The following is a 24,789-nucleotide window of genomic DNA, read 5'->3' as shown; positions in this document are numbered from 1 at the left end:
TCACCCGGAGTCACCGTCGTCCCGGGTCGTACCCGTCCCGGCACCCGGCGGGCGCCGCGGTCAGGGCCGCGGAATGTTGCGCAGGTTGGCCTGTGCCAGATGGATCATGCGGCCCACGCCCCCGGTCAGGACGGTCCGGCCCGCCGACAGGGCGAAGCCGCTGATCTGTTCGGCGGTGATCTTCGGCGGCACGGCCAGCGCGGCCGGGTCGGTGACCACGTCGACGAGCGCGGGCCCGTCGTGGGCGAACGCCTCGCGCAGCGCGCCGCGCACGTCGCCGGGCCGCTCGACCCGGATGCCGCGCGCGCCGGCCGCGGTGGCGATGGCGGCGTAGTCGGTGTGCGAATAAGTCGTCCCGTACGGGGGCAGGCCGTCCACCATCATCTCCAGGTCGACCATGCCCAGCGAGGAGTTGTTGAAGACGACGACCTTCACCGGCAGGCCGTACTGAACGAGCGTCAGGAAGTCGCCCATCAGCATGGAGAACCCGCCGTCGCCGGAGAGGGAGACGACCTGCCGTCCACGGTCCAGGAACTGGGCGCCGATGGCCTGGGGCAGCGCGTTGGCCATCGACCCGTGCACGAACGACCCGAGGATGCGGCGCCGCCCGTTCGGGGTCAGATAGCGCGCCGCCCACACACAGCACATGCCGGTGTCCGCGGTGAAGACCGCGTCGTCGGCGGCCTCCTCGTCCAGGACCGAGGCCACGTACTCGGGGTGGATCGGGGTGTGCCGGTCCACGTCGTGGGTGTAGGCGCTCACGGCGTTTTCGAGGATGTGGGCGTGCCGGTGCAGCATCCGGTCGAGGAACCGGCGCGACGGCTTCTCCTGTACGGCCGGAGTCAGGCAGCGCAGGGTTTCCCGTACGTCGCCCCAGACGGCGAAGTCGAGCTGGGTGCGCCGCCCCAGGTGCTCGGGCTGAATGTCCACCTGCACCGTCCGCACGTGCCGCGGCAGGAAGTCCGTGTACGGGAAGTCGGTGCCGAGGAGCAGCAGCAGGTCGCACTCGTGCATGGCCTCGTACGCGGCTCCGTAGCCGAGCAGCCCGGACATTCCGACGTCGTACGGGTTGTCGTACTGGATGTGCTCCTTCCCGCGCAGCGCGTGCCCGACCGGCGCCTTGACCTTCTCGGCGAAGGCCATCACCTCGGCGTGGGCGCCGGCGACGCCCCGCCCGCAGAACACCATGACGCGTTCGGCGGCGTCCACCAGCTCCGTGAGCCGGGTGATCTCCTGGTCGCTCGGGCGGATGGTCGGCAGGTCCAGGGGCATCGCGAGTTCAGGTGCCGAGTCCGGGGAGTCCTCCCCGGCGGTGTCCCCGGACAGCGCCACGACCGACACCCCGCGCCGTCCGACGGCGTGCTGGATCGCCGTCTGCACCACCCGCGGCATCTGCCGGGGCGAGGAGATCAGCTCGGAATAGTGGCTGCATTCCGCGAACAGCCGGTCGGGGTGGGTCTCCTGGAAGTAGCCGGTGCCGATCTCCCCGCTGGGAATGTGCGCGGCCAGAGCGAGCACCGGCGCCATCGAACGGTGAGCGTCGTACAGGCCGTTGATCAGGTGCAGGTTGCCCGGCCCGCAGGAGCCCGCGCAGGCGGCCAGCCGTCCGGTGAGCTGGGCCTCCGCACCGGCCGCGAACGCCGCGACCTCCTCGTGGCGCACCTGGACCCAATCGACCTCGTCGTGTCGTCTGACCGCGTCCACAACGGGGTTCAGGCTGTCCCCGACCACGCCGTAGATACGGCGCACACCGGCGCGCGCCATGAGGTCGACATATTGTTCCGCGATGGTCTGCTTGGCCATGGCACTCCTCGGATTCCCGGCGGCGCGACAGGCTCCACACACGCTCGCGCTACGCCTTGATCACGCTAGTGGAACCGGGCGGGCACCGGTTGACCGTCTGCGCACAAGATCGGTTCCGGCAGCGCATCCGCCCGCGCCACCGCCGCCCGGCCGGCGTGCAGCAGCGGGTGGATGGGCCCGTCGAGCACGACGAGCGGCTCCGCGCCCCGGCCGTTGCGCACGGCGATCAGCTCCGCCGCGAAGGCCACCGCGGTCTCCTCCGGCGTCGAGGCGCCGAGATCCAGGCCGAGGGGCGCCCGCAGCCGCGCGAGGGCGGCGTCGGGCACTCCGGCCTCGCGCAGTGCGCTCAGCCGCAGGGCCTGCGTCCGCCGGGAACCGAGGGCGCCCACATAGGCCAGCGGCCTGCTCAGCGCTTCCTCGAGTACGGGCACGTCGAACTTCGGGTCGTGCGTCATCACACACACCACGGTGGTGCGCGTGGTCTCGGTGTCCGCAAGGTACCGGTGCGGCCACTCGACCACCACCTCGTCGGCGGTGGGGAACCGCTCGGCCGTGGTGAAGGTGGCGCGGGCGTCGCAGACCGTGACGTGGTACCCGAGGAAGGAGCCGATCCGGGAGACGGCGGCGGCGTGGTCGTTGGCACCGAAGACCAGCAGCCGGGGCGCCGGCGCCCATGCCTCCAGCAGCACCCGGAGCTCGGTCGAGGCGTCGATGCGGTAGGACCGCACCCCGGTCTCCTCCAGGCCCAGCACCGTACGGGCGTCGGCCAGGACCGCGAGGTCCAGTTCGGCCCGGCCGGTGCTGCCCAGGTGCCCGTCCTTCCACACCGCGACGGACCGTCCGGCGAGGTCGTCCGGTCCCGTCATCACGCGTGCGACGGCGACCGGCCGCCTCGCCTCCGCGGCCCGCTGGGCCGCGGCGAGGACACGTGCCGTGTCGTCGTCCACGGCCTGGACGAAGACGTCGAGTTCTCCCCCGCAGGTCAGTCCGACCGCGAACGCGTCGTCGTCGGAGTAGCCGAAGGAGGCGGACCGCGGTCGCCCCGAGGCCAGCACCTCACGGGCCAGCTCGTACACGGTGGACTCGACGCAGCCTCCGGAGACGCTGCCGAGGACCGTGCCGTCGTCGCGGACGCACAGCGCCGAGCCGGGCCGGCGCGGCGCACTGCCCCGTACGGCGACGACGCTGGCGACGGCGCAGGAGTCTCCGGCGGCCCGCCAGCGCAGCAGGGTCGGTGCCAGGTGTCGCATGGATCGTCCCCGATCTGCCGTCAGGCCCTGGTCCGGGCGGGTCGCCTCGTCACGGCTGGTCCTGCGCCTTCATACCGAGGAACCTGCGGCCGTTCGCCTCGAGCGTGGCCGCGTCGATCCCGTTCTCCACCGGGAAACCGACCGGGTCGGGCTGCGCCATCTCGAAGGGGTAGTCGCTGCCGCAGACGATCCGCTCGGCCGAGGCGTGGGACCGCAGCAGCCTCAGGACGTCCGGATCGTGGGTGACCGTGTCGAAGTAGAGGAGGTCGAAGGACTCCGCGGGAGGACGGGTGCTTCCCCGGTGCACGTCGGGGCGGGAGCGCCAGCCGTGGCCCCACCGCCCGAGCAGGGAGGGCGCACAGCCCCCGCCGTGGACGAAGCAGATGCGCAGGTCGGGGAGTTCCTCCAGGACCCCGCTCAGCAGGAGCGAGGCGACGGCGGTCGTCGACTCCACGGGATTGCCGATCAGGTTGACCAGGTAGTGGTGGTCCCATTCGGGGCGCGGCAGCTGCATCGGGTGGACCAGGACGGACAGGCCCAGTTCGGCGGCGATGCCGAGGATCTCCCGCGGGGCGCCCCGGTCGAAGGACCGGCCGTCGACCACGGGGGGTACGGCGACGCCCGCGATGCCCTCCGCGGCGGCGAGCCGGGTCAGCTCCCGGCGTGCGGCGTCCACATCGTCCAGCCGGACCAGTCCGAGCCCGGCGAGCACTCCGTCCGAGCCGGACACGGCGGCGGCGAGCTGTTCGTTGTAGGCGGCGACGTACTCGTCGGCCTCGGCGGGGGCGTGCACGGGGAAGGCGAAGGGCGGTGCGGAGATGACGCGTGCTCCGAGCCCGGCCTTCTGGGTGTCGGCGATGATGGCGTCGATGTCGGTCATGGCCGCGGTCGGGAACGCCAACCGGATGTTGCCCAGGAAGAGTTCGCCGCCGCGGTCGTACATGCCCCCGAGCGTGTTTCCGGGCGGGAGCGCGAGCAGGTCGCGCGGCAGCCAGTGTGCGTGGACGTCGATGACTCCGGCGCGCAGGGCACCGTTCATGGTGTTCTCCTCAATGGGCCCCGGGGAGCGGCGCTCCCCGGGGCCCGCGTGGGTCAGGCCGTGGCTTCGCGCTGTTCCCGGGCCGCGCGCTCGATGGCGCGCCGGATGGGTCCGTAGCCGGTGCAGCGGCAGATGTTGGAGCCGACCACGTGGTCCATGGCCTCCGGCTTGTCGGCGAGGTCGGGATCGGCGTCGAGTGCTCCGGCGGCCACCATGAGGAAGCCGGGTGTGCAGAAACCGCACTGGAGCGCGTGTTCGGCCGAGAACGCCCGCTGCAACGGGTGGGGTTCGCCGTCGGGGCCGGCGAGGCCCTCCACCGTGCGCAGGGAGCGGCCGTCGGCCTGCACGGCCAGCACCAGGCACGAGCGGATCGGCTCGCCGTCCATGAGGATCGAGCAGGCTCCGCAGATGCCGTGCTCGCATCCCAGGTGCGTACCCGTGAGTCCGAGGTCGTCGCGCAGGACGTCGCCGAGCAGCCGGCGGGGCTCCACGTCGAGGGAGTGGTCGGTGCCGTTCACGTTGAGCGTGATCTTCATCGGGACTCTCCCTGTCGTGCGGAGAGGCGGGCGCGCTGGTCCTTCGCTGCCTCGAGGAGCGTTCTGGCGACCAGGACGCTGATGATGTGCCGCTTGTAGTCGACGTCGGCGAACTGCTCGGGCAGGGGCGCCGCGTCCTGCTCGGCGGCGATCCGGCCGGCACGGCTGAACGGATGGTCGTCGTGGACCCGGGGCCCGGCCGGGAGGTCGCCGAGTTCGGTTCCGCGCAACGCGTCCTCCGCGGCGTGGGCCCGCACCGGGCGGTCCGCGGAGCTGACCAGTCCGATCCGTACGTCGCTGATCACGCCGTCGTCGACCGTGAGGGTCGTGCCGACGGCGGCCTGGGCGAAGCAGAAGTGGGTGCGGCGGTGCTCGATGAAGCTGACGCCGGTGGTGTCGCCGAGGATCGGCAGACGTACGGCGGTGATCAGCTCCTCCGGCCGGCGCGCGGTCTTGAACGACCCGAGGAAGTAGTCGCCGGCCTGGACGGACCGGGCGCCGTCGGGTCCGGTCAGCTCGATCGTGGCGTCCTGGGCCATGTTGACGGCGCACCACTCCGAGGCGGGATGGGCATAGGCGATGCTGCCGACCATGGTCCCGCGGGAACGGATGGGCGGGTGGGCGATGTTGACCACGGCCTGGGCCAGCAGCGTGCCCAGCGGGCCCGGCACCGCGTCGGCCGGCTCGAAGGCCGCGTGGCGGACCAGCGCGCCCACGCGCAGCTCGCCGTCCTCGACGCTCATGCCCTCCAGTTCCGGGATCCGGTTGATGTCGACGAGGAGATCCGCCCGGAGGCGCTCCAGGTGCATCTCCAGCATCAGGCTCTGGCCACCGGCGATGACCTGGGCCTTGCGCTCGGTGTCGCCGAGTGCCTCGACGGCCTCGGCCACCGTGCGGGGGACGACGTAGTCGAAGGTTGCGGGTTTCACCGGGCGCCTTCCTCGTTCTTCGAAGCGCGCAGTGCGCGCAGGATGCTGTCAGGGGTGATCGGCATCTGCAGCAGGTTGGGATCGACGTGCGGCAGCGCGTCGGCCACGGCGTTGGCGACGGCGGCCGGCGTGCCGATGCAGCCCGACTCTCCCGCGCCCTTGGCGCCCAGCGGCGAGTTGGGGCTGGGGGTGTGGGTGTCCTTGACCTCGATGGGCGGGAGTTCGGTGAACGTCGGGAGCAGGTAGTCCAGAAGCCCGTTGGTCAGGAGCGGTACGCCGTCGTCGCCGAACTGCATGCCCTCGTAGAGGGCCTGGCCGATGCCCTGGAGGGCCGATCCGTACGCCTGCCCGTGCACCACCGTGTCGTTGAGGATCACGCCGCAGTCGTCCACGGTCACGATGTGCAGGATGTTCACGGAGCCCAGGTCGGGGTCGATCTCGGTGACCGCCACGTGTGCGCCGAACGGGAACGCCTGGCCGGTCTCGAACCGGTCCTCGATACGGAACGGCCCGGTGGCCTTCACCAGCTCGCCCAGGTTCATCAGCGCCGCGCCGTTGTGGGTGGCGTGCACGGAGCCGTCCGTCCACTCGATCTGGTCGACCGGCAGATCCCACAGCCTCGCGGCCCGGGTGCGGGCCTCCTCGATCAGGAGGTTCGACAGGTGCTGGAACAGGGCGCCGTCGACCTGCGCCGAGCGGCTGGCGAACGAGCCCAGTCCTTCGGGCTGTTCGTCGGTGTCACCCTCGATGAGGCGGACCTGCATCTCGGGTACCCCGAGGAACTTGGCGACCAGTGCGGGGAAGACCGTCTCGTGCCCCTGGCCGCTGGGGGCCATACCGCTGCGGGCGATGACACTGCCGTCCTCGGTGACCTCGAGGCTGCCGAACTCGTGCAGACCGCCCTTCTCGCCGCCGGAGCGCTCCACGTAGCAGGAGATGCCGATCCCCAGCGGGAAGGCGTCCGGGTCCTGGCGGCGGCGGGCCTGCTCCGCGCGCCACTTGTCGTAGTCGAGGGTTTCGAGGGCCAGGTCCAGGGCGGCGGCGTAGTTGCCGCTGTCGTAGGTACGGCCCACGGGTGTCTCGTACGGGAAGGCGTCCGGCGGGATGAAGTTGCGCCGCCGCAGCTCGATCGGGTCCATGTCGAGCTTCCGGGCGAGCAGGTCCATGCTCCGCTCGATGGCGATGGCCGCCTCGGGGCGTCCGGCGCCCCGGTAGGGGTAGGTGACCATGGTGTTGGTGAGCACCGACTGCAGCGTCGCGTGGACGCGCGGGGTGGTGTAGGCGCCGGCCGCCATCCACGCCGTCTGCATCGGCAGGCCCGCGCCGAGGTGCGGGTAGGCGCCGACGTCGGCGTTGATCGACAGCTCGTAGGCGAGGAGGCGTCCGTCGGCGTCGGCGGCGAGGCGGACACTCTGGTCCTGCCCGCGGCCCCGGGTGGCGACGAGCATCGACTCCAGGCGGTCCTCGATCCAGCGGACCGGCCGCCCGAGCTTCACGGCCAGGTAGGCAACGGTCACGAACTCGGGGAACGCGGCGCTCTTCGACCCGAAGGCGCCTCCCGTGTCCGGCACGACGACCCGGATCCGCTCGGGGGACCAGCCGAGCAGCGCGGCGAGTTCCCGGCGCAGCCGGTGCGGCATCTGGTGCCCCGACCACACGGTCAGCCGGTCGCCCTCGGGTACGGCGAGGATGGTGCGGCATTCCATGGGGCTGGGCATCAGCAGCTGCTGCCGGTACGTGGCCTCGACAACGGCCGCGGCGTCTTCCCAGACCGAGGGGTCGATGGGCTGTCCCGCCTCGCCCCTCAGGACGACGTTGCTCATCCCGTCGAACAGCCGGACCGAGTCTTCCAGTGCCGCGGACGGGGTCACCACGGCGGACAGGGGATCGATCGTGACGGTGACCTCGGCGGCTCCGTCCTCGGCCCGGTACCGGTCCTCCCCGAGGACGACGGCCACGGCCTCACCCGGGTAGCGCACGCGGTCCTTCACGAGTGCGGGCCACTCGCGGCCGGCCACCGCCTCCTCCGTGGAGAGTTGGGCGAGCAGGGTGTACGGGACCGCAGGCAGCTCCGGCAGATCCGCCGCGGACCAGGCGCCGAACACTCCGGGTACCTCGCGGGCCGCCGCGCAGTCCACCTCGCGCAGCACGCCGTGGGCGGCCTTGCTTCTCACGAACGTCGCGTCCAGGCAGCCCGGCACTCTGATGTCGGCTACGTATCTGCCTTTCCCGGTAACAAGTCGCTCGTCCTCACGTCTGGTCCATTTCTCCACAACAACACCTCGATCGTGTCTTTGCAGGAATCAGTGCGTGAGAGCCCACCCTGCACGGAACAGGGTGCAGGGTGTTCGCTCATCGCCATCGCTTTCGGCCCGCGACGGTTCCCGGGAATGGCGGTCTGAGGTGACTCGCTGCTCCCACGGTAGTCACGATCGACGCGCGCGTACGAGTCGTGAGAGGGTCTGTGCGCTGTGGGACACAAAGATGTGCACTGCACCGACATGCCGCCCGGCCGACGGCCGGGCGGCGCGGGCGGTCAGCCGAGTTCCGCGTTCAGCCACGCGAGGACGTCGGGCGTCACCGGGTCGGTGATGTCCGCGAACTCGTCGTGCCGCTGCAGGAACTTGGCCACGTAACGGCAGACCGGAACGATGCGCTTGCCCTGGGCGCGCACATCGGTGAGGGCCTCCTGGACGAGCTGGGAGGCGAAGCCCTGGCCGGCGTAGGCCTCGTCGACCTCGGTGTGGTAGAAGACGCGCTGCGCGCCCCGGTCGAGGTAGGCGGTCAGACCGGCGCGCTTGCCGTCGACCAGGATTTCATAGCGGTTCCTGGCGTCTGCCCGCTCGACGACCGGAGCGGCGGAAGGCTGGCTCATGGGATGCCTTTCGACTGTGTATCGGTATTTTCGACTGCGTGTCGGCTTTTCGACTGGATGTCGGCGCTTTCGACTGCGCGTCAGGACTTTCGGCCGTGCCTCAGGACTTTCGGCCGCACATCAATCACGCGGTGGATTCTTGCGCGGCGCAATGATGGCATTCGGCAGAGCAGGCGCGGGAAGCCGGTTCCCCGGATACCCCTCGACGGCGCCGAAGCGGTCGGAGTGGTTCTCCCAGTCCGCGCGCGCCCCGACGATGTCCTCGTGGCTGCGGCCGATGAAATTCCACCACATGACGATCTCCTCATCGAACGGAGTTCCGCCGAGCAGCACCGTCCGGGCGGGCTCCGCCGACTCGTTCGTCACGGTCAGGACGTCGGTCCCCGGGTGGACGTAGGCCAACTCCGCGGGACGCAGACCCACATCGGCCACCCGGACCTCCCCCTGGTCGACAAGGAGGCCGTGCTCGAAGCCGGGGTCGACGGCGAGCGCGACCATCGTGTGGGGCTGGAGGACGATCTCGGCGCCGAGGAGCGGTGTGAAGGTCCGCACCGGGGACGACGCTCCGGCCAGGCTGCCGAGGAAGACCCTGATCTCGGCGCCGTCGATCCACAGGGGTTCGGGCACGAAGTGCTGGAAGTCCCGCTCGGCGTGCCGGTGCTCCCCGGGCAGCGCCACCCACAGCTGGACGCCGTGCAGGACCGTGGTCCGCGGGGTGGAGACCTCCGAGTGGCAGATGCCGTGCCCGCCCGTCATGAGGTTCAGTTCGCCGGGCCTGACGAAGGCCTGGACGCCCAGGCTGTCGCGGTGCTCGATCTCCCCGCTGAACAGCCAGCTCACCGTCTGCAGTCCGGTGTGCGGATGCGGGGGGACGTCCATGCCGCCGGTCGCGGCGACATCGTCGGGACCGTAGTGATCGGCGAAGCACCAGGCCCCGATCAGGGTCCGGGCCCGCTGGGGCAGCGTGCGCCGCACGGTCATCGCCCGCGGGCCGCCGAGCGGCACATCTCGCGGGGTGAGCACATCGACCCGCGGCCCCTGCGTCGACCGCCCGCCGTCCGCCGCCGCCTGGCTGCGCACCGCGACCGGCTCAGATTCGACGTTGCTCATCGTGACCGCCTCCCGGCCTTCCATAATAGTTTCAAATTAAACAATTATCGTCCCTGATCATAGGACGATGGTGGTGCCCCACACGCACGCCGAAACGACGGGTCGGAAGCGGCCACGAAGGAGTCCCGAGTTGACCAGCCCCACGACGCACCCCGCCCAGCAGCGGATCTACCTCGACAAGCAGAGCCCTGCGGCCTACCGCGCGCTGATCGGGACATCGGAGGCGGTGCGCGCTGTCGCCGCCGACGCGGGACTCGAGCGTACCCTCGTCGAGCTGATCAACCTCCGCGTGTCCCAGATCAACGGGTGCGCCTACTGCCTCCATCTGCACACCAAGGCCGCCCTGCGCGCGGGCGACACCGTGCAGCGGCTCGGGGTGCTGACGGCCTGGCGCGACACCGAGCTGTTCACGCCCGAGGAGCGCGCGGCACTCGCCCTGGCGGAGGTCACCACCGATCCGAGGGACGCCGCCGCCCAGGAGGCCGCGTACGCGGAGGCCCGGCAGGTGCTCACGGACGACCAGACAGCCGCGGTGATCTGGGCGGCGATCACCATGAACGCGTTCAACCGGGTCTCGATCATGAGCAAGCACCCGGTGCGGCAGCTCGACGGCCAAAGCCGCGGCGCCATCTCCGAATGAGATGACTGACATCGGGATCCATCGCCGGGAACGGGGAAGCAACGGGAGCCGCCGAGCGCTTGGTCCTGGTGAGAGGAGCGAGGAAGCAGCTCCACTCACGTAAGGCGTCTCCCGGAGCCGGCCCCGGCCGGCTCCCCTCCCGAAGAAGGTCCCGTGTCCCAGTCGTCCGCTCTGCGCACGTCCCCTCGCACCGCGACCGCCCCCCAGGCCGCCCCCGGCGTCCCGGGCTGGCTGGTCGCGCTGCTGGCCGTCGCCTCCGGCATGACGGTCGCCAACCTGTACTACGCCCAGCCCCTGCTGTCGTCGCTGCGCGACGTCTTCCACATCAGCACGGCGACCGCGGGCGGACTGATCACGCTCACCCAGATCGGGTATGTGATCGGCATGCTCTTCCTGGTCCCGCTCGGCGACCGGCTGGAGAAGCGCAACCTGATCACCGTGCTGCTGACGGTGACCACGCTGGCCCTGGTGGCGGCCGGCCTCGCGACCGGGTTCCCCATGCTGCTGGTCGCGTCGCTGATCAGCGGTGCCACCTCGGTCGTCGCCCAGATCCTGGTCCCGTTCGCCGCGAGCCTCGCCCCTGACCACGCCCGCGGCCGGATCGTCGGCCGGGTGATGAGCGGACTGCTCACCGGCATCCTGCTCTCCCGGACCCTGAGCAGCCTGGTCTCCGACATCGCCGGCTGGCGCGTCGTCTACCTCGGCTCGGCCGTGCTGATGGCCCTCCTGGCCGTGGCCCTGCGTGCGGCACTGCCGCGGCACGCGCCCACCACCACCGTGCCCTACCACCACGTGCTGCGCTCCACCCTGCAACTGGTGCGCACCCACCCCGTGCTGGTGCGCCGTGGTCTCTACCAGGCCGCCATGTTCGGTGCCTTCAGCGCCTTCTGGACGACCGTCTCCTACGTCCTGACCGGCCCCCACTTCCACTACTCCCCCATCGGCGTCGGCATCTTCGCCCTCGTCGGAGCCGCCGGAGCCGCAGTGGCCCCGATCGCCGGTCACTGGGCCGACCACGGGCTCACCCGGCCCATGACGGGCGCCGCGTTCGCCGTCGCCGCACTGTCCTTCGCCGTCGCGGGCCTCGGATCACACAGCATCGTCCTGCTCGCCCTTGCCGCCATCCTGATCGACATGGCCGTGCAGACCACGCTGATCCTCGGCCAGCACACCATCTACCAGCTCGACCCCGCCGCCCGCGCCCGGCTCAACAGCGCCTTCATCGCCATGTTCTTCCTCGGCGGCGCCCTCGGTTCGCAGCTCGGCTCGTTCGCCTTCCGCTCCGGTGGCTGGGGCTCGGTCAGCCTCGTCGGCGCGGCTCTGCCGGTCCTCGCACTGCTCTACTGGCTCACCGAGCACCGCGCCGCCGGCCGGCGGCAGGCCCGGAACGCGGCGTAAAACACCCTCCGGCCCGGTACGTCGCGCAACGCAGCGCGACGTACTGGTGCATCGGGGGACAACATGTCGTGCGCCCGTCGACAATCCGCCCGCACCCGTCCGCCTAGTGTCGTGCTGGACAAGCAGGACGGTCGCTGACAGGGGGGCGACATGAGACACATTCCTTCCGGTGCCGCGCACGAGCGCTCGATCACCTTCGCACTAGAGGTCCGCGTCACCGTAGCCGCGGAACCGCCGGTACCACTGCCGGCCGAACTGCGGTACGACCGGACCGACCCGTATGCCGTGCACCTGTCACTGGGCACCCACTCGACCCCCACGGTCGACTGGGTGTTCGCCCGGTCACTCCTCGCGGAAGGCCTTCGCCGGCCCGCGGGGATCGGGGACGTTCTGGTGATTCCACGGCACCGCTGCCACCCGGGCGCGATCCGTGTCGTCCTCAGGTCGCGGACCGGGTCGGCGGTCCTGGAGATCGCGGAGTCCGCGGTGGCCGCCTTTCTGCAGCAGACCGAGGCGGTGGTGCCGCAGGGCTGCGAACACCACCACATCGACCTGGACGACGTCGTCGAACGGCTGACGGCAGGCGGCGACTGAGCCGCCCGCGGGGTCAGCGGAGCGCCGCGAGGGCCGGCTCCATGGCCCGGTGGAACGTCGGATAGGTGTAGATCATGTGCCGCAGCCGCTCGACCGGCACTTCCGCGTGGACGGCGACGTTCAGCCCGTACAGCAGCTCGCCCCCGGCGGGCCCCGCCGAGGTCGCGCCGACCAGGACACTCCGGTCGGCGTCCTCGACCAGCTTGATGAATCCCTCGCCGCCCGCCCCGTGGATCCAGCCACGGGTCGAGGCGGCGTTCGGCACGACCGCGGTCCGTACGTTCAGCCCCCGCTCGCGGGCCTGGCGCTCGGTGAGTCCCACGGCGGCGATCTCGGGATCGGTGAAGGTCACACGGGGCAGCGCCCGGTAGTCCGCGTCGGGACCCGGCGTGCCGAGGATGTCCTGCACCGCGATCTGGGCCTCGTACATCGACACATGGGTGAAGGCGCCGTGGCCGGTGATGTCGCCGAGTGCCCAGAGCCCCTCGGCCACCCGCATCTGCCCGTCGGTCGGCACGGCGCTCGCGGCCGGGTCCAGTCCCGCCGCCTCGACCCCCAGCGCGGCGAGGTCGGCATGACGCCCGGTGGCGACGAGGAGCCGCTCGGCCCGCAGAGGCTCCCGCGCGTCGTCGAGCAGGACCGTGAACCCGGTGCCGTCATGGCCCACCTGACGCGCCCGCGCCCCGGTCAGCACGGTCACACCGTCGGCCCGCAGGGCCTGCGCGGCCAGTTCCCCGGCCTCCGGCTCCTCCTGGGACAGCAGCCGGTCCTGGCCCTCGACGATCGTGACCCGGCAGGTGAAGCGGGCGAAGACCTGGGCCACCTCGACCCCGATGGCGCCCCCGCCGAGGACGATCATCGACGTCGGCAGCTCCGGCGCGGACATGGCGTCCCGGTTGGTCCAGTACGGCGTGGCGGCGAGGCCGGGCACCGGTGGGATCCGGGGCCGGCTGCCCGTGGCCAGGACCACACCACGCCGGGCGTCGAACGTACGGTCGCCGACCGTCACCTGCCGCGGGCCCGTGAGGCGTCCCCTCCCGCGGACCAGCCGTCCGCCCTTGGCCGTCAGACGGTCGGCCGCGACCTGGTCGTTCCAGTCGTCGGTGGCCTCGTCCCGGATGCGTCCGGCGACCCGGGTGAAGTCCGGGACCACCTTCGCGTCCCCGGCGAGAGCGGCGACCCGCCGCGCCTCGGCGAGCGTGTTCCCGGCCCGGATCATCATCTTGCTGGGGACACATCCCCAGTAGGGGCACTCCCCGCCGACGAGTTCGGCCTCGATCCCCACCACGTCGAGCCCCGCCTCGGCGAGCGTGCCCGCGAGGTACTCGCCGCCCGGCCCCAGCCCGACAACGACCACATCCGCCTGCTCGTTCATGCAGATGCCTCCCTGTCCGTAGAGTTGTCTTCGCGATCCGGACGGTTGTCAGTACGATCCGGCGGGCATCGAGGCTAGGGTGGCGGAGACGGGCCCCGAGTCCGTGAGCGCACGAGTACCGGCCCGAGAGCGAACGCCCCAGTGGGGGCGGTGGGTTCGGTGCGCTCACGGGCAGCACCACATGCGCTGGCAGACAAGGCGCGGCCCGCTTCGGCATTAACGTCGCCTGCGTACCCACCGCACGGCACCGCAGGAGGCGCTTTAATGACCACCAGCTCCCAGCCCTTGAGCAGCCAGCCGTGGCTGCACCAGAAGGGCGAGATCATCCAGGAGTTCGGGACCGTCAAGCAGTTCCCCATCGGGCTCTCCTACGACGCCCGTATGTACTCCTGCCAGCGCCTGAACAGGGTCCTGGCGGACACCCAGATCCTCTACAGCCTCTACAAGAAGTACCACTGGCTGCTGCGCGGTGCGACGTTCTACCAGCTGCACCTGCTTCTGGACAAGCACGCCGGGGAACAGCTGGAGCTCGTCGACACGCTCGCCGAACGCGTGCAGACCATGGGCGGCGTCGCGGTCGGCGACCCGCGGCACGTCGCCGAGATCACGTCGATACCGCGTCCGCCGGACGGCGTGGAGGAGGTCCCGGCGATGCTCTCGCGGCTGCTCGAGGCCCACGAGACGATCCTGGTGGAGAGCCATGACGCCGCTGCCCGGACCGTCGAGCTCGGCGACGACGGCACCAACGACCTGCTCGTCTCCCAGGTGATCCGCACCGGCGAGCTGCAGGCCTGGTTCCTGGCCGAGCACCTGGTCGACACCCCCCTGGTCCGCGCCTGAGCGGACCGGTGACCGCCGTGTGTCCCCGCCCGTCGGGGAGATACGGCCACCGCCCGTCCGCGTACCATGCGGCGAGGACCGTCGCTGGGTCGGACGGGCGCTGCGTCACCGGGAGCGAATGATGGACCTGCGGCAGATGGAAGTCGTCGTCGCGGTGGCGGACACGGGCGGGTTCACGGCGGCGGCGAGACATCTGCATGTGGTCCAGTCCGCCGTCTCCGGGACGGTGCGGGCACTCGAACGCGAGCTGGGCGCCGCGCTGTTCACCCGCACCACGCACCGGGTGGCCCTCACCCCCGCCGGGGAGGCCTTCCTGCCCGCCGCCCGGGCGACGCTCCGCGCCGCCGAACTGGCCCGGGAGGCGGTCGACGCGGCCAAGGGGGAGCTGCGCGGCCACGTCACGGTGGGCATCATGCAGGGAGTCTGGGCGGGACTGCACCAGGCGCTGGCCGCGCTGCGCGCGGAGCACCCGGGAGTCGTGCTCCGGCTGCGGCAGGCGCCGGTGGCCGACATCCGGCAGGCCCTGCGCGAGGGCACCGTGGACCTGGCCGTGGTGGCGCTCGACCGCCAGCAGCAGCGGGGACTGGTGACCCGGCTGCTGTCCCGCGAGGCGATGGTCCTGGTGGCCTCGCCCCGGCGGCGGCTGGACACGGGGGCCGGGGAGGCCACGGTCACCTGGTCGGACGTCGCCCGGCTGCCGCTGGTGGACTTCACCCCCGGCTGGGCCATCCGCTACGCGGTCGACCGGGCCGCACGCGCCGCCGGCGTGGACCGCGGTACGACCTTCGAGGTCAACGACATCGTCGCGGCGGCCGAGCTGGTCCGCCACGACCTGGGCGTGTGCATCATGCCCGCGTCCATCGCCGAGCGCTTCCCGGACCTGGAGCGTTACCGGTTCGACCGGCACGCGCCGGCCTGGCAGGTGCTGGTGGTGCGTCCCCCCGGTGAACCGCCCGCGGCGGTCGCGGCCCTGCTGCGGCACCTCACCTGATGCCGCCGAAGCCGTGCGGCGCGCGTTACCCGTCCGTGTGACTTGCGCCTGACCTGGAGCGACAGGCGCGCGACGCGAGCTGTTGACCGTACGATCAGCCAATGCCTGACACGACCGAAACCACGCCCGGCTGGCTGACTCCCGACGACCTCGAGCTGGCACGTGCCCGCATGCCGATCCTCTACGTGGAAGCCGTGCCCGTGCGCGTCGACGACAGCGGTGAAGTCACCAGCGTCGGACTGCTGTTGCGGATCGGGCCCGACGGGACCGTCAGCCGCACGCTCGTCTCCGGGCGGGTACTGCATCACGAACGGGTGAGGGACGCGCTCCTGCGCCATCTGGAGAAGGATCTCGGACCGGTGGCGCTCCCCCGTGTCCCGTCCTCCCTGCAGCCCTTCACCGTCGCCGAGTACTTCCCGACCCAGGGGATCACGCCGTTCCACGATCCCCGCCAGCATGCGGTGGCCCTCGCCTACATCGTCCCGGTGGCCGGCGACTGCCGTCCCCGCCAGGACGCACTCGACCTGGAGTGGTTCAGCCCGCAGGAGGCGTCCTCCGCCGTGGTGCAGGACGAGATGCCGGGCGGCCAGGGCGTCCTCCTCAAGCAGGCCCTGGCCCATGTCGGCTGCCTGTCCTGACCGGCACGCCCGGCGGTACTTCACGACGGCTGTCTCCCGTCCGGACCCGGGGTACGGGCCCGGACGGGAGGAACGGGCGTGGAAGCGCGCACCGGACCAGCGGCGGCGGTCCGGATTCGCGTGGCACAGCGGGGGCTGGTGACGAGCGCCGAACCAGGCCCAACTTCCCTTATTACCAAGGGCTTTGATGTTGACCAGCAGCCTCGGTGCATGGCTAACTTTATCTGCCGGAGAACACGGTTGCGGGGGGCCTGGTGCGTATCCTGTCGTTCAAGCCTGGACATGACGGGACCGTCGCCCTCATCGAGGACGGGCACCTCGTCTTCTCGTACGAGAGCGAGAAGGACTCCTTCCCCCGGTACACCGACCTGACCCCTTCCGCCGTGCTGCACGCCGCCGAGCAGATGGACGGGCCCCCGGACGTGGTATGCCTCAGCGGGTGGGTCAAGGGGTTCCACTCCACGGAGCCTCCGCTGGGCGCCGGGTACTTCGGGTACGACGAGGCGGGCATCCTCACCGGCGAGAGCCGCTTCTTCGGCAGCCCGGTCCGCACGTTCAGTTCCAGCCATGAGCGGTCTCACCTGCTGAGCGCGTACGGGATGTCCGAGCTGGAGCCTGGCCGGCCCTGCTACGCGCTGGTCTGGGAAGGCAACATCGGCTCGTTCTACTCCTTCGCCTCCGACCTGCGGGTCCAGCGCCTGTCGACCGTCCTCGAGGACCCGGGCAACAAGTACCAGCACATCTTCGCCCTCGCGGATCCCGCCACCTCCCGCGAGCACGGAGGATTTCGCTTCTCCAATGCCGGCAAGCTCATGGCGCTCACCGGCTTCGCCCGCGACTCGGCGGTCACGCAGGCCGAACGGGAGCTGATCGAGTACATCCTCGACCAGCCCGCCGTCCTGCTCACCGCCCCGAAGGAGAAGCTGGCGTGGTCGCCCTTCCACGACATCGGCGTGGAGAGCCAGGAGTTCAAGGATCTCGCGGCGAAGCACTCCCAGGCCATTTTCGACCGTTTCCTCGCCGTGGCCGAGCGGGAGCTCACCGAGGGGCTGCCCCTGCTCATCGCCGGTGGTTGCGGTCTGAACTGTGACTGGAACCAGCAGTGGCGCGAGTGCGGTCTGTTCCCCGAGGTGTTCGTGCCGCCGTGCCCGAACGACTCCGGCTCCGCCCTCGGCACGGCCGTCGACGCACAGCGTCACTTCACCGGCCGGGCGAAGATCACCTGGGATGTCTACAGCGGGCCGGACTTCGCCCGTGACCGCGGCCCGGAACAGATCGCCCAGGACTTCACGGACGAACCGCTGGACCTGTCCCGGGTCGCCGCGCTACTGGCTCGCGGACTGGTTCTCGCCTGGGTTCAGGGGCGATGTGAGATCGGGCCCCGGGCGCTGGGGAACCGGTCGCTCCTGGCCGCCCCGTTCGAGGAGGGGATGCGTGACCGGCTCAATCGGATCAAGCTCCGGGAGTCATACCGGCCCATCGCCCCGGTGTGTCTGGAAGAAGACGTGAGCGAGCACTTCGACTGGACCGGACCCAGCCCTCACATGCTGTACTTCCAGAAGGTCCGGAACCCGTCCCTGCGCGCGGTCACCCACGTCGACGGCACCGCCCGGGCCCAGACGGTCACCTCGGCGCAGAATCCCCCTCTGCACGGTCTGTTACGGGCCTTCAAAGGAGTGACGGGGGCAGGCGTGCTCTGCAACACCTCGCTCAACCTGCCGGGCAGGGGCTTCATCAACCGGACCAGTGATCTGATGGAGCATGTCGTCGACCGCGGCATCGACGGCTTCGTGCTGGAGGACCGGCTCCACCTGGTCCGCGAGCGGACCGCCGCGGCGACGCGGGAGGCAGGGTCGTGACCGGTGAGCACCGCGTGCTGACGGTCGCCGAGTTGGCCAAGGGCTGCCTGGAGCCCCTGTGGGACGGAGCGGTTCTGGCCGTCCGCGTACCGCGCTTCACGGACCCGTCGGAGGCTCACGGTATCGCCGCCCGCCTCGCGGCCCACCCCAGTCTGTCCGAGTACCGCAACACCCCCGAACTGGTCCGGGTCGGCGAAAGCCACTACGAAACCCATGACGCGGACGGCAGCACCAACAGCCGGGCGCTCGCGGAGTACCTGAGGAACGCCGACCGGCTCATGGAGGAGATCCGGGCCTGCTGTGCCCCGGCCTCCTCGCCGTTGGACCTGCTGTGGGAGCAGCTCGACGGCTGCTACGGCCTCGAACGCGCCCGTATCGGCGACCGGCCGATGTTCGCCGGTGTCTGCCGCGTCTTCCCCGAGGGCAGCGAACTCCTTCCGCACAACGACCGGCTCGGCCGTGACGCTCCGGGCCTGCCACTCGGTCGTGAACTGGACGCCCAACTCGCGGCCAACGTCTATCTGCGGGTGCCGGAGCGGGGCGGTGAGCTGGTGTTGTGGGACCTGCGGCCGGACCAGGCGCAACTGGCGGCGTGGAGAGCGCCGGACAGCGCGTACGGGAGCGACCGGACGCTCGTGCCGCCGCCCGCCGTGGTCCTGAGCATCGCCGCCGGTGACCTGGTGCTGATCGACGCCACGAAGCTGCACGCCGTGTCCCGGCAGGAGCGCGGCGTTCGCGTCGGCCTGTCCTGCTTCCTCGGCGTCCGTCATGGCCGCCCCCTTGTCTGCTGGAGTTGATCCCCCTGGCCTCCCGTTCCGCCCCTCAGCACCGGGCTTCGGCTCCCGCGCCCGGACACATCGGAGCGCGTCTGCGGAGGTTGCGTCTGGCCAGTGGCCTCTCCCAGTTGGAGCTCGCCGGCCGGATGGGGTTTCCCGGGCAGATCGTCACCGAGGTCGAGCGGGGGGAACAGGCGCCCACAGAGCGCTACCTGGAGAGGTTCATCACGGCCGTCGATCTGCCGCCGCAGCAGATCGTCGCCCTCTGGGAGGAGTTCCGGCGCACACCGTCGACGCCGGCGGACCCCGCCGGACCGGGCACCCGCCGGGATGGCGCCGACTGCCCCTATCGCGGTCTGTACGCCTTCCGGGAGCAGGACGCCTCTCTTTATCACGGCCGTTCCGGCATGATCCTGCGCCTGCTGCGCGCGATCGACCACTCCTCACTGGCCGGTGTGGTCGGGGCCTCGGGCAGCGGCAAGTCCTCCCTCGTCCACGCGGGTCTGATTCCCGCGCTGCGACGCCAGGAGCACTGGGCGGTCGCCGTCTTCCGGCCCGGCTCCCACCCGTACGGGGCACTGGCCGGCGCCCTGGTGGAGCTGGCGCATCCCGACGCCACCGTGGAGCAGAACGCCACGGCCGCGGCCAGCATGGCCGAGCGCATGCGTGCCGGTGGCATCAGTGCGTCCGTCGAGCAGATCGTGCGCCGCCTGGACCGGCCGTTGCTCGTCTTCGCCGACCAGTTCGAGGAGTTGTTCACGCTCCGCCGCGAACGGCAGGACGTCGAACGGTTCCTCGACCATCTCGCGGACTTCGCGCAGGACCATCCCAGCGGTACGTCCCGGGCGAAGGCCGTTCTCACCCTGCGCGGTGACTTCTACGGCCGGGCCGTCGCCCACCGGCGGTTCTCCGACGTGCTCCAGGACCACGTGGTCAATCTGCCTCCCATGAACCGCCCCGAACTGCGCAGCGCCATCGTAGAGCCGGCGCGGGCGCGACAACTGGGCCTGGAGGACGGCCTGGTCGACCGCATACTCGACGACGTGGGCAGCGAACCCGGCAACCTTCCCCTCCTGGAGTTCGCCCTCACCCTGCTGTGGGAGCGGCAGTCCTCGGGCAAGCTCACGCACACCGCGTACGAGGCGATCGGCGAGGTGGTCGGCGCTGTCGCGACCCGCGCCGAGGAGGTGTACTCGGCGCTCTCCCCCCAGCAGCAGGACACGGCACGGCAGTTGCTGACCCGGCTCGTCCAGGTGGCCCCCATCGGGGAGGAGGGCGAGGACGCACGGCGTCGCGCTCCGGTTGCCGAACTCGCGGGGCTCGCCCGCGTCGACGAGGTCATCGCCGCCCTCACGGACGCTCGCCTCCTCGTGACCGACTCCGACGAGCGGGGAAGACCGACGGTGGAGGTCGCCCACGAGGCGGTCATCCGCAGCTGGGGCAGGCTGCGTAGCTGGCTCGACGGTGACCGGCAGTTCCTGCTGTGGCAGCAGCGCACCCGCCGACGCTACGAGGACTGGTGCTCCGGCCCCGACGACACCTCGACGGTCCTGCACGGGCGGCTGCTCACCGAGGCCCAAGGGTGGATCCAGTCACAGGGCGGCGATGCCGTGGCCGACGACCTCCAGGAGTTCATCCGGCACAGTGCGGACATCCACCGGACGGAGCAGCACCAGCGGGCTCTGGCGGAGGTCGAGCGACTGCTCACGGTGAAGACCGACGAGCTCATTCCCGTCATGGCCCGACTGGCCGCTCATCGGGAGGTCGTCGACGAGCGCCTTCGGCAGATCCTGCGCGGTGAGGCGGTGCTGCGGCCGGACGCGGAGGGCAGCCTCGCCCATGAGGACATCTGGCGGCTTCGGCTCTTCCTCGCCGGGACGGATCCGTCCGAGGCGGCGTGGATCGGGAGCCATCTGCGGGGTGTCGCCGCCGGTGAGCTCGCGGTGGCCCGGCAGGTTCTGTCGCCGATCGGCGCGGCGCTACGGGAACAGCTCGGAGACATCCTCGCCGGCGCCCACGCCGCCGGGCCCGGCGCGCGTCTGCATGCCGCGGTGCTTCTCGCGGACACCGCGACGGCCTCCGATGACGGCCGCTGGAGTGACGTGGCACCCGAACTCGCCGCCGAACTCCTCGAACAGGACCAGCTCCACCTGCCGGCGTGGCTGACCGCTCTGGGCCCGGTCGTCGCGCACCTGCTGGAGCCCTTGACGGTGACCGCGGAGGACACATCCGTCAGGGAGTCGGTGCGTGAGACAGCCGTGTCGGTCCTCCAGGAGGTCGCGGCCGAGCGCGGCGACCTCCTGGCGCGACTGGCGAGCGGCGGTCCCGACCACGCGTACGCGGAGGTCGTCCGGCGGCTGGCGCACAGTCCGGCGGTCCACGAGGCGGCCCAGGCCGGTCTCCGGTCGACGTTGCGGCTCGCGCCACCGCCGGCCCTCACCGAAACGGAGCGCGTCGAACTCGGGCGCCGCCGGGCCGCCGCCGCGTGCACACTGCTGCGTTTCTCCGGTACGGACGGCGTCCTGGAGCATTTCGTGACGGCTCCCGACCCGGAGTTCGCCACCCAGTTCGCCCACCAGGCGGCACGGCGCGGGGTTCCGGCCGACACCGTCGTAGGACTGCTCGCCGAGGCGCCGAACGCCGAGGCCCGCTACCACCTGCTGCTCGCGCTCGGCCAGTACCGGCCCGAGGAGTTCTCCACGACGGCGCGGTTCGACAAGGCCGAGCGTCTCGTCCTGGACCTCCATCACGGCGACCCGTCCGCGGGCGTGCACAGCGCCGCCCGCTGGCTCGACCGCCGCTGGAACCACCGCGTCGACAGCGCGGAGCACACGGCACCGTACGACCCCACCGGTCGACGCACCTGGTTCACCTGCACCCCGCCCGTCGGCCCCCACCTCACCTTCAGCGTGTTCCGCCCGGGAGCTCTGCTCATCGGCTCCCCCGAAGACGAACGGGAACGCAGCAGCTACGAGGGTCCCCGGCGTCCCACCACGCTCACCCGCTCGTTCGCCCTGTGCACGGCGCAGGTGACCCGCGGCGAGTTCGAGGCGTTCATGGCACGGACCGGACGGCGGGGCCTGCCGGACATCAGCGAGTGGAGCGAGCAGCCCTCCGAGCCGGTCGTCGCACCCACCTGGTACGAGGCGGCGGACTTCGGCGCCTGGCTCACCACCGAGGTCATCCCGGGCTCCACGCCGGTCGCGTTCGGCGCCGACGTCGACGCCCATCCCGTCACCCACCCCGACTGGACCGGCTTCCGGCTGCCGACGGAAGCCGAGTGGGAGTATGCCTGCCGTGCGGGCACCACCACCGCGTACAGCTTCGGCACCGATCGCCGGCTGATCGACGCCTATGCGTGGACCGCCGCGAACTCGGGCCTGAAAACCCACGAAGCGGGCATCCTGCGCCCCAATCCGGCCGGGCTCTTCGACATCCACGGCCAGTGCTGGGAGTGGTGCTCCGACTGGTACGCGCTCTACGGCCCGGCAGCAGAGCCGAATCCCCCCGGACCCCGCAGCGGCGACCGGCGGGTCCTGCGCGGAGGCTGCTGGAACCTCGGTGCGCGCTATGCCCGGTCCGCGTGCCGCAACGCGCACATCCCCTCGAACCGCAACTACTACATCACCTTCCGGCTCGCCCTGACCATCCCCGAGCCCGGCCCCGCGGGGGCGGGCGACCCCACCACCACCCTTCCCTGGAGCGGCTGATGGCCAGTCATCGAAGTCCGCTCTCCCCGACCGCCATCGGCGCCCTGATCATGGCTGCCGGGTTCGTCGGCATCGTCGTCGGCCACGTCTCCGCCGCGGGCTGGACCTGGGCGGGCCTGGTCAGCGATGTCGGTACCGCGGTGGGCTCGGAACTCGTCGCCGTGGCCGTCACCGTCCTGATGATCGACCGCCTGGCCGAACGGCGCGAATCCCTCAGGCTGCGCCAGCAACTCGTACGCGAGGCCAGCAGTACGGACCACGGCCTCGCGCTGCGCGCGGTCCTCGAACTGGACGTGCGCGGCTGGCTCGCCGAAGGGGCGCTCGTCGAGGCCCGGCTGCGCGACGCGAACCTCCAGGACATCGTGCTGGAGGGCCAGGACCTCCACGGAGCCGACCTGGTCGGCGCGAACCTCCGCAAGGCCAACCTCTCACGGGCCAACCTGACCGACTGCAACGGCAACAACGCCGACCTGTCCGAGGCCGTGATCGAGATGACGGACCTCACCGGGGCCCGTCTCCAGGACGCCCAGCTCCATCACGCGGACATGGCGCAGGCGATCCTGCGGTCCGCCGACCTGGCCGGTGCCAACCTCGCCCACTCCGACCTCACCGAGGCAGATCTGCGGGGAACGGCGCTGCGCGGCGCCGACCTGACCGGCTGCCTCCTGGACAACGTCCGCATGGACTCCACCACCACCTGGGACGAGACGACACGCTGGCCCGCCGGCTTCTCACCACAGGCCGTCGTCGGCGCGCCGACCTGAGCGTGTCCCGGCGCCGTCCACCACGATGTGCCCGATCAATACAGCCCCGATCGACGCAGCCCCGATCGACACAACAAGGAGGAATCCCATGCAGTTCATGCTCATCGCCTACGACGGCACGGACGAAGGCGCCCTGGACCGCCGCATGGCCGTACGCGAAGCACACATCGCGCTGGGCGACAAGCTGGTCGCCGAAGGCCACATGCTCTTCGGCACCGCCATCCTGGACGGCCAGGACCGGATGATCGGGTCCATGATCGTCCTGGAATACCCGTCCAGGGCCGAGCTGGACGCCTGGCTGGAGATCGAGCCCTATGTCGTAGGGGACGTCTGGCGGACCATCGAGGTGAAGCCGGTGCGCGTCGGCCCTTCCTTCGTCGGACTGCACAAGTAGCGCAGATCTTGGGCGAGCAGCGGGTGCCGGGCCGTCAGTTCTTGTCGGCGGTGACGAGATACCGGCCCCGCGTTCCGGGCATCCCAGGGGCTACGGCGGCATCGGACCAGCGCCCGTAGTCCGCGTCCGGATCGCCGTACGCCGACACCTGGATCTCCCAGCCCAGCGGGGCGAAGAGCTCCTCGGGCCGGTCGCTTCCCGACTTCCACGGATGCCCCTGCTTCGCCATGCGCTCACGCCAGGCGGCCATGCCCGGGCTCTCCAGGGTGCTCTGGCCCACATAGTCCGCGAGGAGCCGGCTGCCGGCGGCCGACAAGCCGGTGATCTGGTGCAGCAGCAGGTCCCGCTCGCGAGGTTCGAGGAAATACAGCAACCCTTCCACCAGCCAGCCCGTCCTTTGCCGGGGGTCGAACCCGGACTCGAGCAGCGGCCCCGTCCAGTCGGCCAGCAGGTCCACTCCGAGAGACACCCGGGTTGCCGTGGCCGGCGCGCGCAGGCCGTAGACGAGATCTTCCTTGAGGCTGAGCAGTGCGGGGCGGTCGAGTTCGTAGATCCGCGCGCCGGGGGACCACTTGAGGCGGAAGGCACGGGAGTCCATCCCGACGGCGACGAAGACGAACTGCCGGACGCCACTGCCGTCCAGCCGCAGTAACTGGTCGTCCAGGAACCGGGTGCGCACCGCGAGCGCCGGGTCCTCCACTCCCTGCTGCACATGACCCTCGAACTGCGACATGATCCTCGGACCTTCGTCACCGGCGAACGTCTCCGCCAGCGGGTCCGCGAACAACCGATCCGCACGCCGGTGCTCACGCGCCCTCATCGACGCCGTCCACAAGGCCGTCTTGGCCAGTGGGTCCAGTGACTGGGACACATCCGTCATGGCTTGCCCTTCCCCTCAGCGCTCCGATCCCCCGTTGCACGATTCACACCGAATTGCCCATACCCTGGGGGCGCGGGCGAGATGCATCCAGCGTGTCGCGACACGCCATAACCGGACGCAATTCCACAGCGTCACGCGAGCGGGGCGCCGGGGCGAGCGGCGCAGGCGACTCCCCGCCCCGCGCGCCGCCCGCCGCCGGAGGCGCCCGCCCGATCCAGGGCGCGGTCTCCGCGCCCTGGGCGGGGGTGAGGACTGCACTCTTTCTAGTGACATATGAGCGATCGTTAGCATTTATGAGTGAGTGCCTCGTACCGTCGTGGTTGTGAATCTGACTGAGTGGGCGAGGGCTCAGGGTGTGCACCCGCAGACGGCGCGGCGGTGGTTCCAT

21 protein-coding genes are annotated in these 24,789 nt (G+C 71.0%); 11 read left to right on the top strand and 10 right to left on the bottom strand.

The annotated features are described in order from the left end of the window. Positions 1 to 60 precede the first annotated feature (60 nt). From ACWD5Q_RS30255 to ACWD5Q_RS30220, 8 genes are all read right to left on the bottom strand, one after another. Positions 61 to 1,803, bottom strand: coding sequence for a pyruvate dehydrogenase (locus tag ACWD5Q_RS30255; protein ID WP_451430253.1), 1,743 nt, complete (start codon positions 1,801 to 1,803; stop codon positions 61 to 63). A gap of 65 nt (positions 1,804 to 1,868) precedes the next feature. Next, the gene (locus tag ACWD5Q_RS30250) at positions 1,869 to 3,053 is read right to left on the bottom strand and encodes an XdhC family protein (RefSeq protein ID WP_451430252.1); all 1,185 of its coding nucleotides are present in this window, start codon (positions 3,051 to 3,053) and stop codon (positions 1,869 to 1,871) included. A gap of 49 nt (positions 3,054 to 3,102) precedes the next feature. After that, entirely contained in the window at positions 3,103 to 4,092 is a 990-nt protein-coding gene (locus ACWD5Q_RS30245) for an amidohydrolase family protein (protein ID WP_451430251.1), read from the bottom strand. A 53-nt stretch (positions 4,093 to 4,145) separates the two neighbouring features. After that, entirely contained in the window at positions 4,146 to 4,628 is a 483-nt protein-coding gene (locus ACWD5Q_RS30240; RefSeq protein ID WP_451430250.1) for a (2Fe-2S)-binding protein, read from the bottom strand. Continuing rightward, entirely contained in the window at positions 4,625 to 5,557 is a 933-nt protein-coding gene (locus tag ACWD5Q_RS30235; protein ID WP_451430249.1) for an FAD binding domain-containing protein, read from the bottom strand. Before ACWD5Q_RS30235 ends, ACWD5Q_RS30240 begins: the two co-directional genes overlap by 4 nt. Beyond that, positions 5,554 to 7,830: a xanthine dehydrogenase family protein molybdopterin-binding subunit gene (locus tag ACWD5Q_RS30230; RefSeq protein WP_451430248.1), complete on the bottom strand. Its 2,277-nt coding sequence runs from the start codon at positions 7,828 to 7,830 to the stop codon at positions 5,554 to 5,556. Before ACWD5Q_RS30230 ends, ACWD5Q_RS30235 begins: the two co-directional genes overlap by 4 nt. Before the next feature lie 263 nt (positions 7,831 to 8,093). After that, on the bottom strand, positions 8,094 to 8,432 hold the full coding sequence (locus ACWD5Q_RS30225) for a GNAT family N-acetyltransferase (RefSeq protein WP_451430247.1): 339 nt from the start codon (positions 8,430 to 8,432) through the stop codon (positions 8,094 to 8,096). A 120-nt stretch (positions 8,433 to 8,552) separates the two neighbouring features. After that, positions 8,553 to 9,542 carry a pirin family protein gene (locus ACWD5Q_RS30220; protein WP_451430246.1) on the bottom strand — a complete coding sequence of 330 codons (990 nt, stop codon included), beginning with the start codon at positions 9,540 to 9,542 and terminating at the stop codon, positions 8,553 to 8,555. A gap of 130 nt (positions 9,543 to 9,672) precedes the next feature. Here ACWD5Q_RS30220 and ACWD5Q_RS30215 point away from each other — a divergent pair, with 130 nt between their 5' ends. The 3 genes from ACWD5Q_RS30215 to ACWD5Q_RS30205 all read left to right on the top strand — a co-directional run bounded on the left by ACWD5Q_RS30215 (position 9,673) and on the right by ACWD5Q_RS30205 (position 12,174). Then, complete coding sequence (locus ACWD5Q_RS30215) at positions 9,673 to 10,182, top strand: carboxymuconolactone decarboxylase family protein (RefSeq protein WP_451430245.1); 510 nt, start codon at positions 9,673 to 9,675, stop codon at positions 10,180 to 10,182. Positions 10,183 to 10,443: 261 nt separating this feature from the next. Further along, positions 10,444 to 11,580, top strand: coding sequence for an MFS transporter (locus tag ACWD5Q_RS30210; RefSeq protein WP_451430262.1), 1,137 nt, complete (start codon positions 10,444 to 10,446; stop codon positions 11,578 to 11,580). A gap of 150 nt (positions 11,581 to 11,730) precedes the next feature. Next, complete coding sequence (locus ACWD5Q_RS30205; protein WP_451430244.1) at positions 11,731 to 12,174, top strand: SsgA family sporulation/cell division regulator; 444 nt, start codon at positions 11,731 to 11,733, stop codon at positions 12,172 to 12,174. 13 nt (positions 12,175 to 12,187) lie between these two features. Here ACWD5Q_RS30205 and ACWD5Q_RS30200 read toward each other — a convergent pair whose 3' ends face one another. Beyond that, a complete protein-coding gene (locus ACWD5Q_RS30200) occupies positions 12,188 to 13,549 on the bottom strand; it encodes a dihydrolipoyl dehydrogenase family protein (protein WP_451430243.1) in 1,362 nt (453 codons plus the stop codon). A 264-nt stretch (positions 13,550 to 13,813) separates the two neighbouring features. Between ACWD5Q_RS30200 and ACWD5Q_RS30195 the strand changes: the two genes are divergently transcribed. The 8 genes from ACWD5Q_RS30195 (at position 13,814) to ACWD5Q_RS30160 (ending at position 23,521) form a co-directional block, all read left to right on the top strand. Continuing rightward, positions 13,814 to 14,389 (top strand): Dps family protein, encoded by a 576-nt coding sequence (locus tag ACWD5Q_RS30195; protein ID WP_451430242.1) that lies wholly within the window; start codon positions 13,814 to 13,816, stop codon positions 14,387 to 14,389. A gap of 118 nt (positions 14,390 to 14,507) precedes the next feature. Continuing rightward, positions 14,508 to 15,380 carry a LysR family transcriptional regulator gene (locus tag ACWD5Q_RS30190; protein WP_451430241.1) on the top strand — a complete coding sequence of 291 codons (873 nt, stop codon included), beginning with the start codon at positions 14,508 to 14,510 and terminating at the stop codon, positions 15,378 to 15,380. 101 nt (positions 15,381 to 15,481) lie between these two features. Next, positions 15,482 to 16,018 (top strand): NUDIX hydrolase family protein, encoded by a 537-nt coding sequence (locus tag ACWD5Q_RS30185; protein ID WP_451430240.1) that lies wholly within the window; start codon positions 15,482 to 15,484, stop codon positions 16,016 to 16,018. 254 nt (positions 16,019 to 16,272) lie between these two features. Next, on the top strand, positions 16,273 to 17,877 hold the full coding sequence (locus tag ACWD5Q_RS30180) for a carbamoyltransferase C-terminal domain-containing protein (protein ID WP_451430239.1): 1,605 nt from the start codon (positions 16,273 to 16,275) through the stop codon (positions 17,875 to 17,877). After that, positions 17,874 to 18,674 (top strand): hypothetical protein, encoded by an 801-nt coding sequence (locus tag ACWD5Q_RS30175; RefSeq protein ID WP_451430238.1) that lies wholly within the window; start codon positions 17,874 to 17,876, stop codon positions 18,672 to 18,674. Before ACWD5Q_RS30180 ends, ACWD5Q_RS30175 begins: the two co-directional genes overlap by 4 nt. After that, the gene (locus ACWD5Q_RS30170) at positions 18,671 to 22,363 is read left to right on the top strand and encodes an nSTAND1 domain-containing NTPase (RefSeq protein ID WP_451430237.1); all 3,693 of its coding nucleotides are present in this window, start codon (positions 18,671 to 18,673) and stop codon (positions 22,361 to 22,363) included. The genes ACWD5Q_RS30175 and ACWD5Q_RS30170 overlap by 4 nt, the downstream gene beginning before the upstream one ends. Further along, a complete protein-coding gene (locus ACWD5Q_RS30165; protein ID WP_451430236.1) occupies positions 22,363 to 23,127 on the top strand; it encodes a pentapeptide repeat-containing protein in 765 nt (254 codons plus the stop codon). Before ACWD5Q_RS30170 ends, ACWD5Q_RS30165 begins: the two co-directional genes overlap by 1 nt. Positions 23,128 to 23,215: 88 nt before the next feature. Then, entirely contained in the window at positions 23,216 to 23,521 is a 306-nt protein-coding gene (locus ACWD5Q_RS30160; RefSeq protein WP_451430235.1) for a YciI family protein, read from the top strand. A 34-nt stretch (positions 23,522 to 23,555) separates the two neighbouring features. Here ACWD5Q_RS30160 and ACWD5Q_RS30155 read toward each other — a convergent pair whose 3' ends face one another. Beyond that, positions 23,556 to 24,401, bottom strand: a complete 846-nt coding sequence (locus ACWD5Q_RS30155; protein ID WP_451430234.1) for an SAM-dependent methyltransferase — start codon at positions 24,399 to 24,401, stop codon at positions 23,556 to 23,558. Between the last annotated feature and the right edge of the window lie 388 nt (positions 24,402 to 24,789).

Source organism: Streptomyces sp. NPDC002513, from assembly GCF_053595355.1.
Note: the sequence above shows the minus strand (reverse complement) of the source record. Positions and strands in the feature narration are given on the sequence as shown.

Excerpts from the sequence above, each read along its gene's own strand:
- ACWD5Q_RS30255 (WP_451430253.1), bottom strand. The coding sequence starts at position 1,803 with ATGGCCAAGCAGACCATCGCGGAACAATATGTCGACCTCATGGCGCGC.
- ACWD5Q_RS30250 (WP_451430252.1), bottom strand. The coding sequence starts at position 3,053 with ATGCGACACCTGGCACCGACCCTGCTGCGCTGGCGGGCCGCCGGAGAC.
- ACWD5Q_RS30245 (WP_451430251.1), bottom strand. The coding sequence starts at position 4,092 with ATGAACGGTGCCCTGCGCGCCGGAGTCATCGACGTCCACGCACACTGG.
- ACWD5Q_RS30240 (WP_451430250.1), bottom strand. The coding sequence starts at position 4,628 with ATGAAGATCACGCTCAACGTGAACGGCACCGACCACTCCCTCGACGTG.
- ACWD5Q_RS30225 (WP_451430247.1), bottom strand. The coding sequence starts at position 8,432 with ATGAGCCAGCCTTCCGCCGCTCCGGTCGTCGAGCGGGCAGACGCCAGG.
- ACWD5Q_RS30220 (WP_451430246.1), bottom strand. The coding sequence starts at position 9,542 with ATGAGCAACGTCGAATCTGAGCCGGTCGCGGTGCGCAGCCAGGCGGCG.
- ACWD5Q_RS30210 (WP_451430262.1), top strand. The coding sequence starts at position 10,444 with ATGACGGTCGCCAACCTGTACTACGCCCAGCCCCTGCTGTCGTCGCTG.
- ACWD5Q_RS30205 (WP_451430244.1), top strand. The coding sequence starts at position 11,731 with ATGAGACACATTCCTTCCGGTGCCGCGCACGAGCGCTCGATCACCTTC.
- ACWD5Q_RS30200 (WP_451430243.1), bottom strand. The coding sequence starts at position 13,549 with ATGAACGAGCAGGCGGATGTGGTCGTTGTCGGGCTGGGGCCGGGCGGC.
- ACWD5Q_RS30195 (WP_451430242.1), top strand. The coding sequence starts at position 13,814 with ATGACCACCAGCTCCCAGCCCTTGAGCAGCCAGCCGTGGCTGCACCAG.
- ACWD5Q_RS30190 (WP_451430241.1), top strand. The coding sequence starts at position 14,508 with ATGATGGACCTGCGGCAGATGGAAGTCGTCGTCGCGGTGGCGGACACG.
- ACWD5Q_RS30185 (WP_451430240.1), top strand. The coding sequence starts at position 15,482 with ATGCCTGACACGACCGAAACCACGCCCGGCTGGCTGACTCCCGACGAC.
- ACWD5Q_RS30165 (WP_451430236.1), top strand. The coding sequence starts at position 22,363 with ATGGCCAGTCATCGAAGTCCGCTCTCCCCGACCGCCATCGGCGCCCTG.
- ACWD5Q_RS30160 (WP_451430235.1), top strand. The coding sequence starts at position 23,216 with ATGCAGTTCATGCTCATCGCCTACGACGGCACGGACGAAGGCGCCCTG.
- ACWD5Q_RS30155 (WP_451430234.1), bottom strand. The coding sequence starts at position 24,401 with ATGACGGATGTGTCCCAGTCACTGGACCCACTGGCCAAGACGGCCTTG.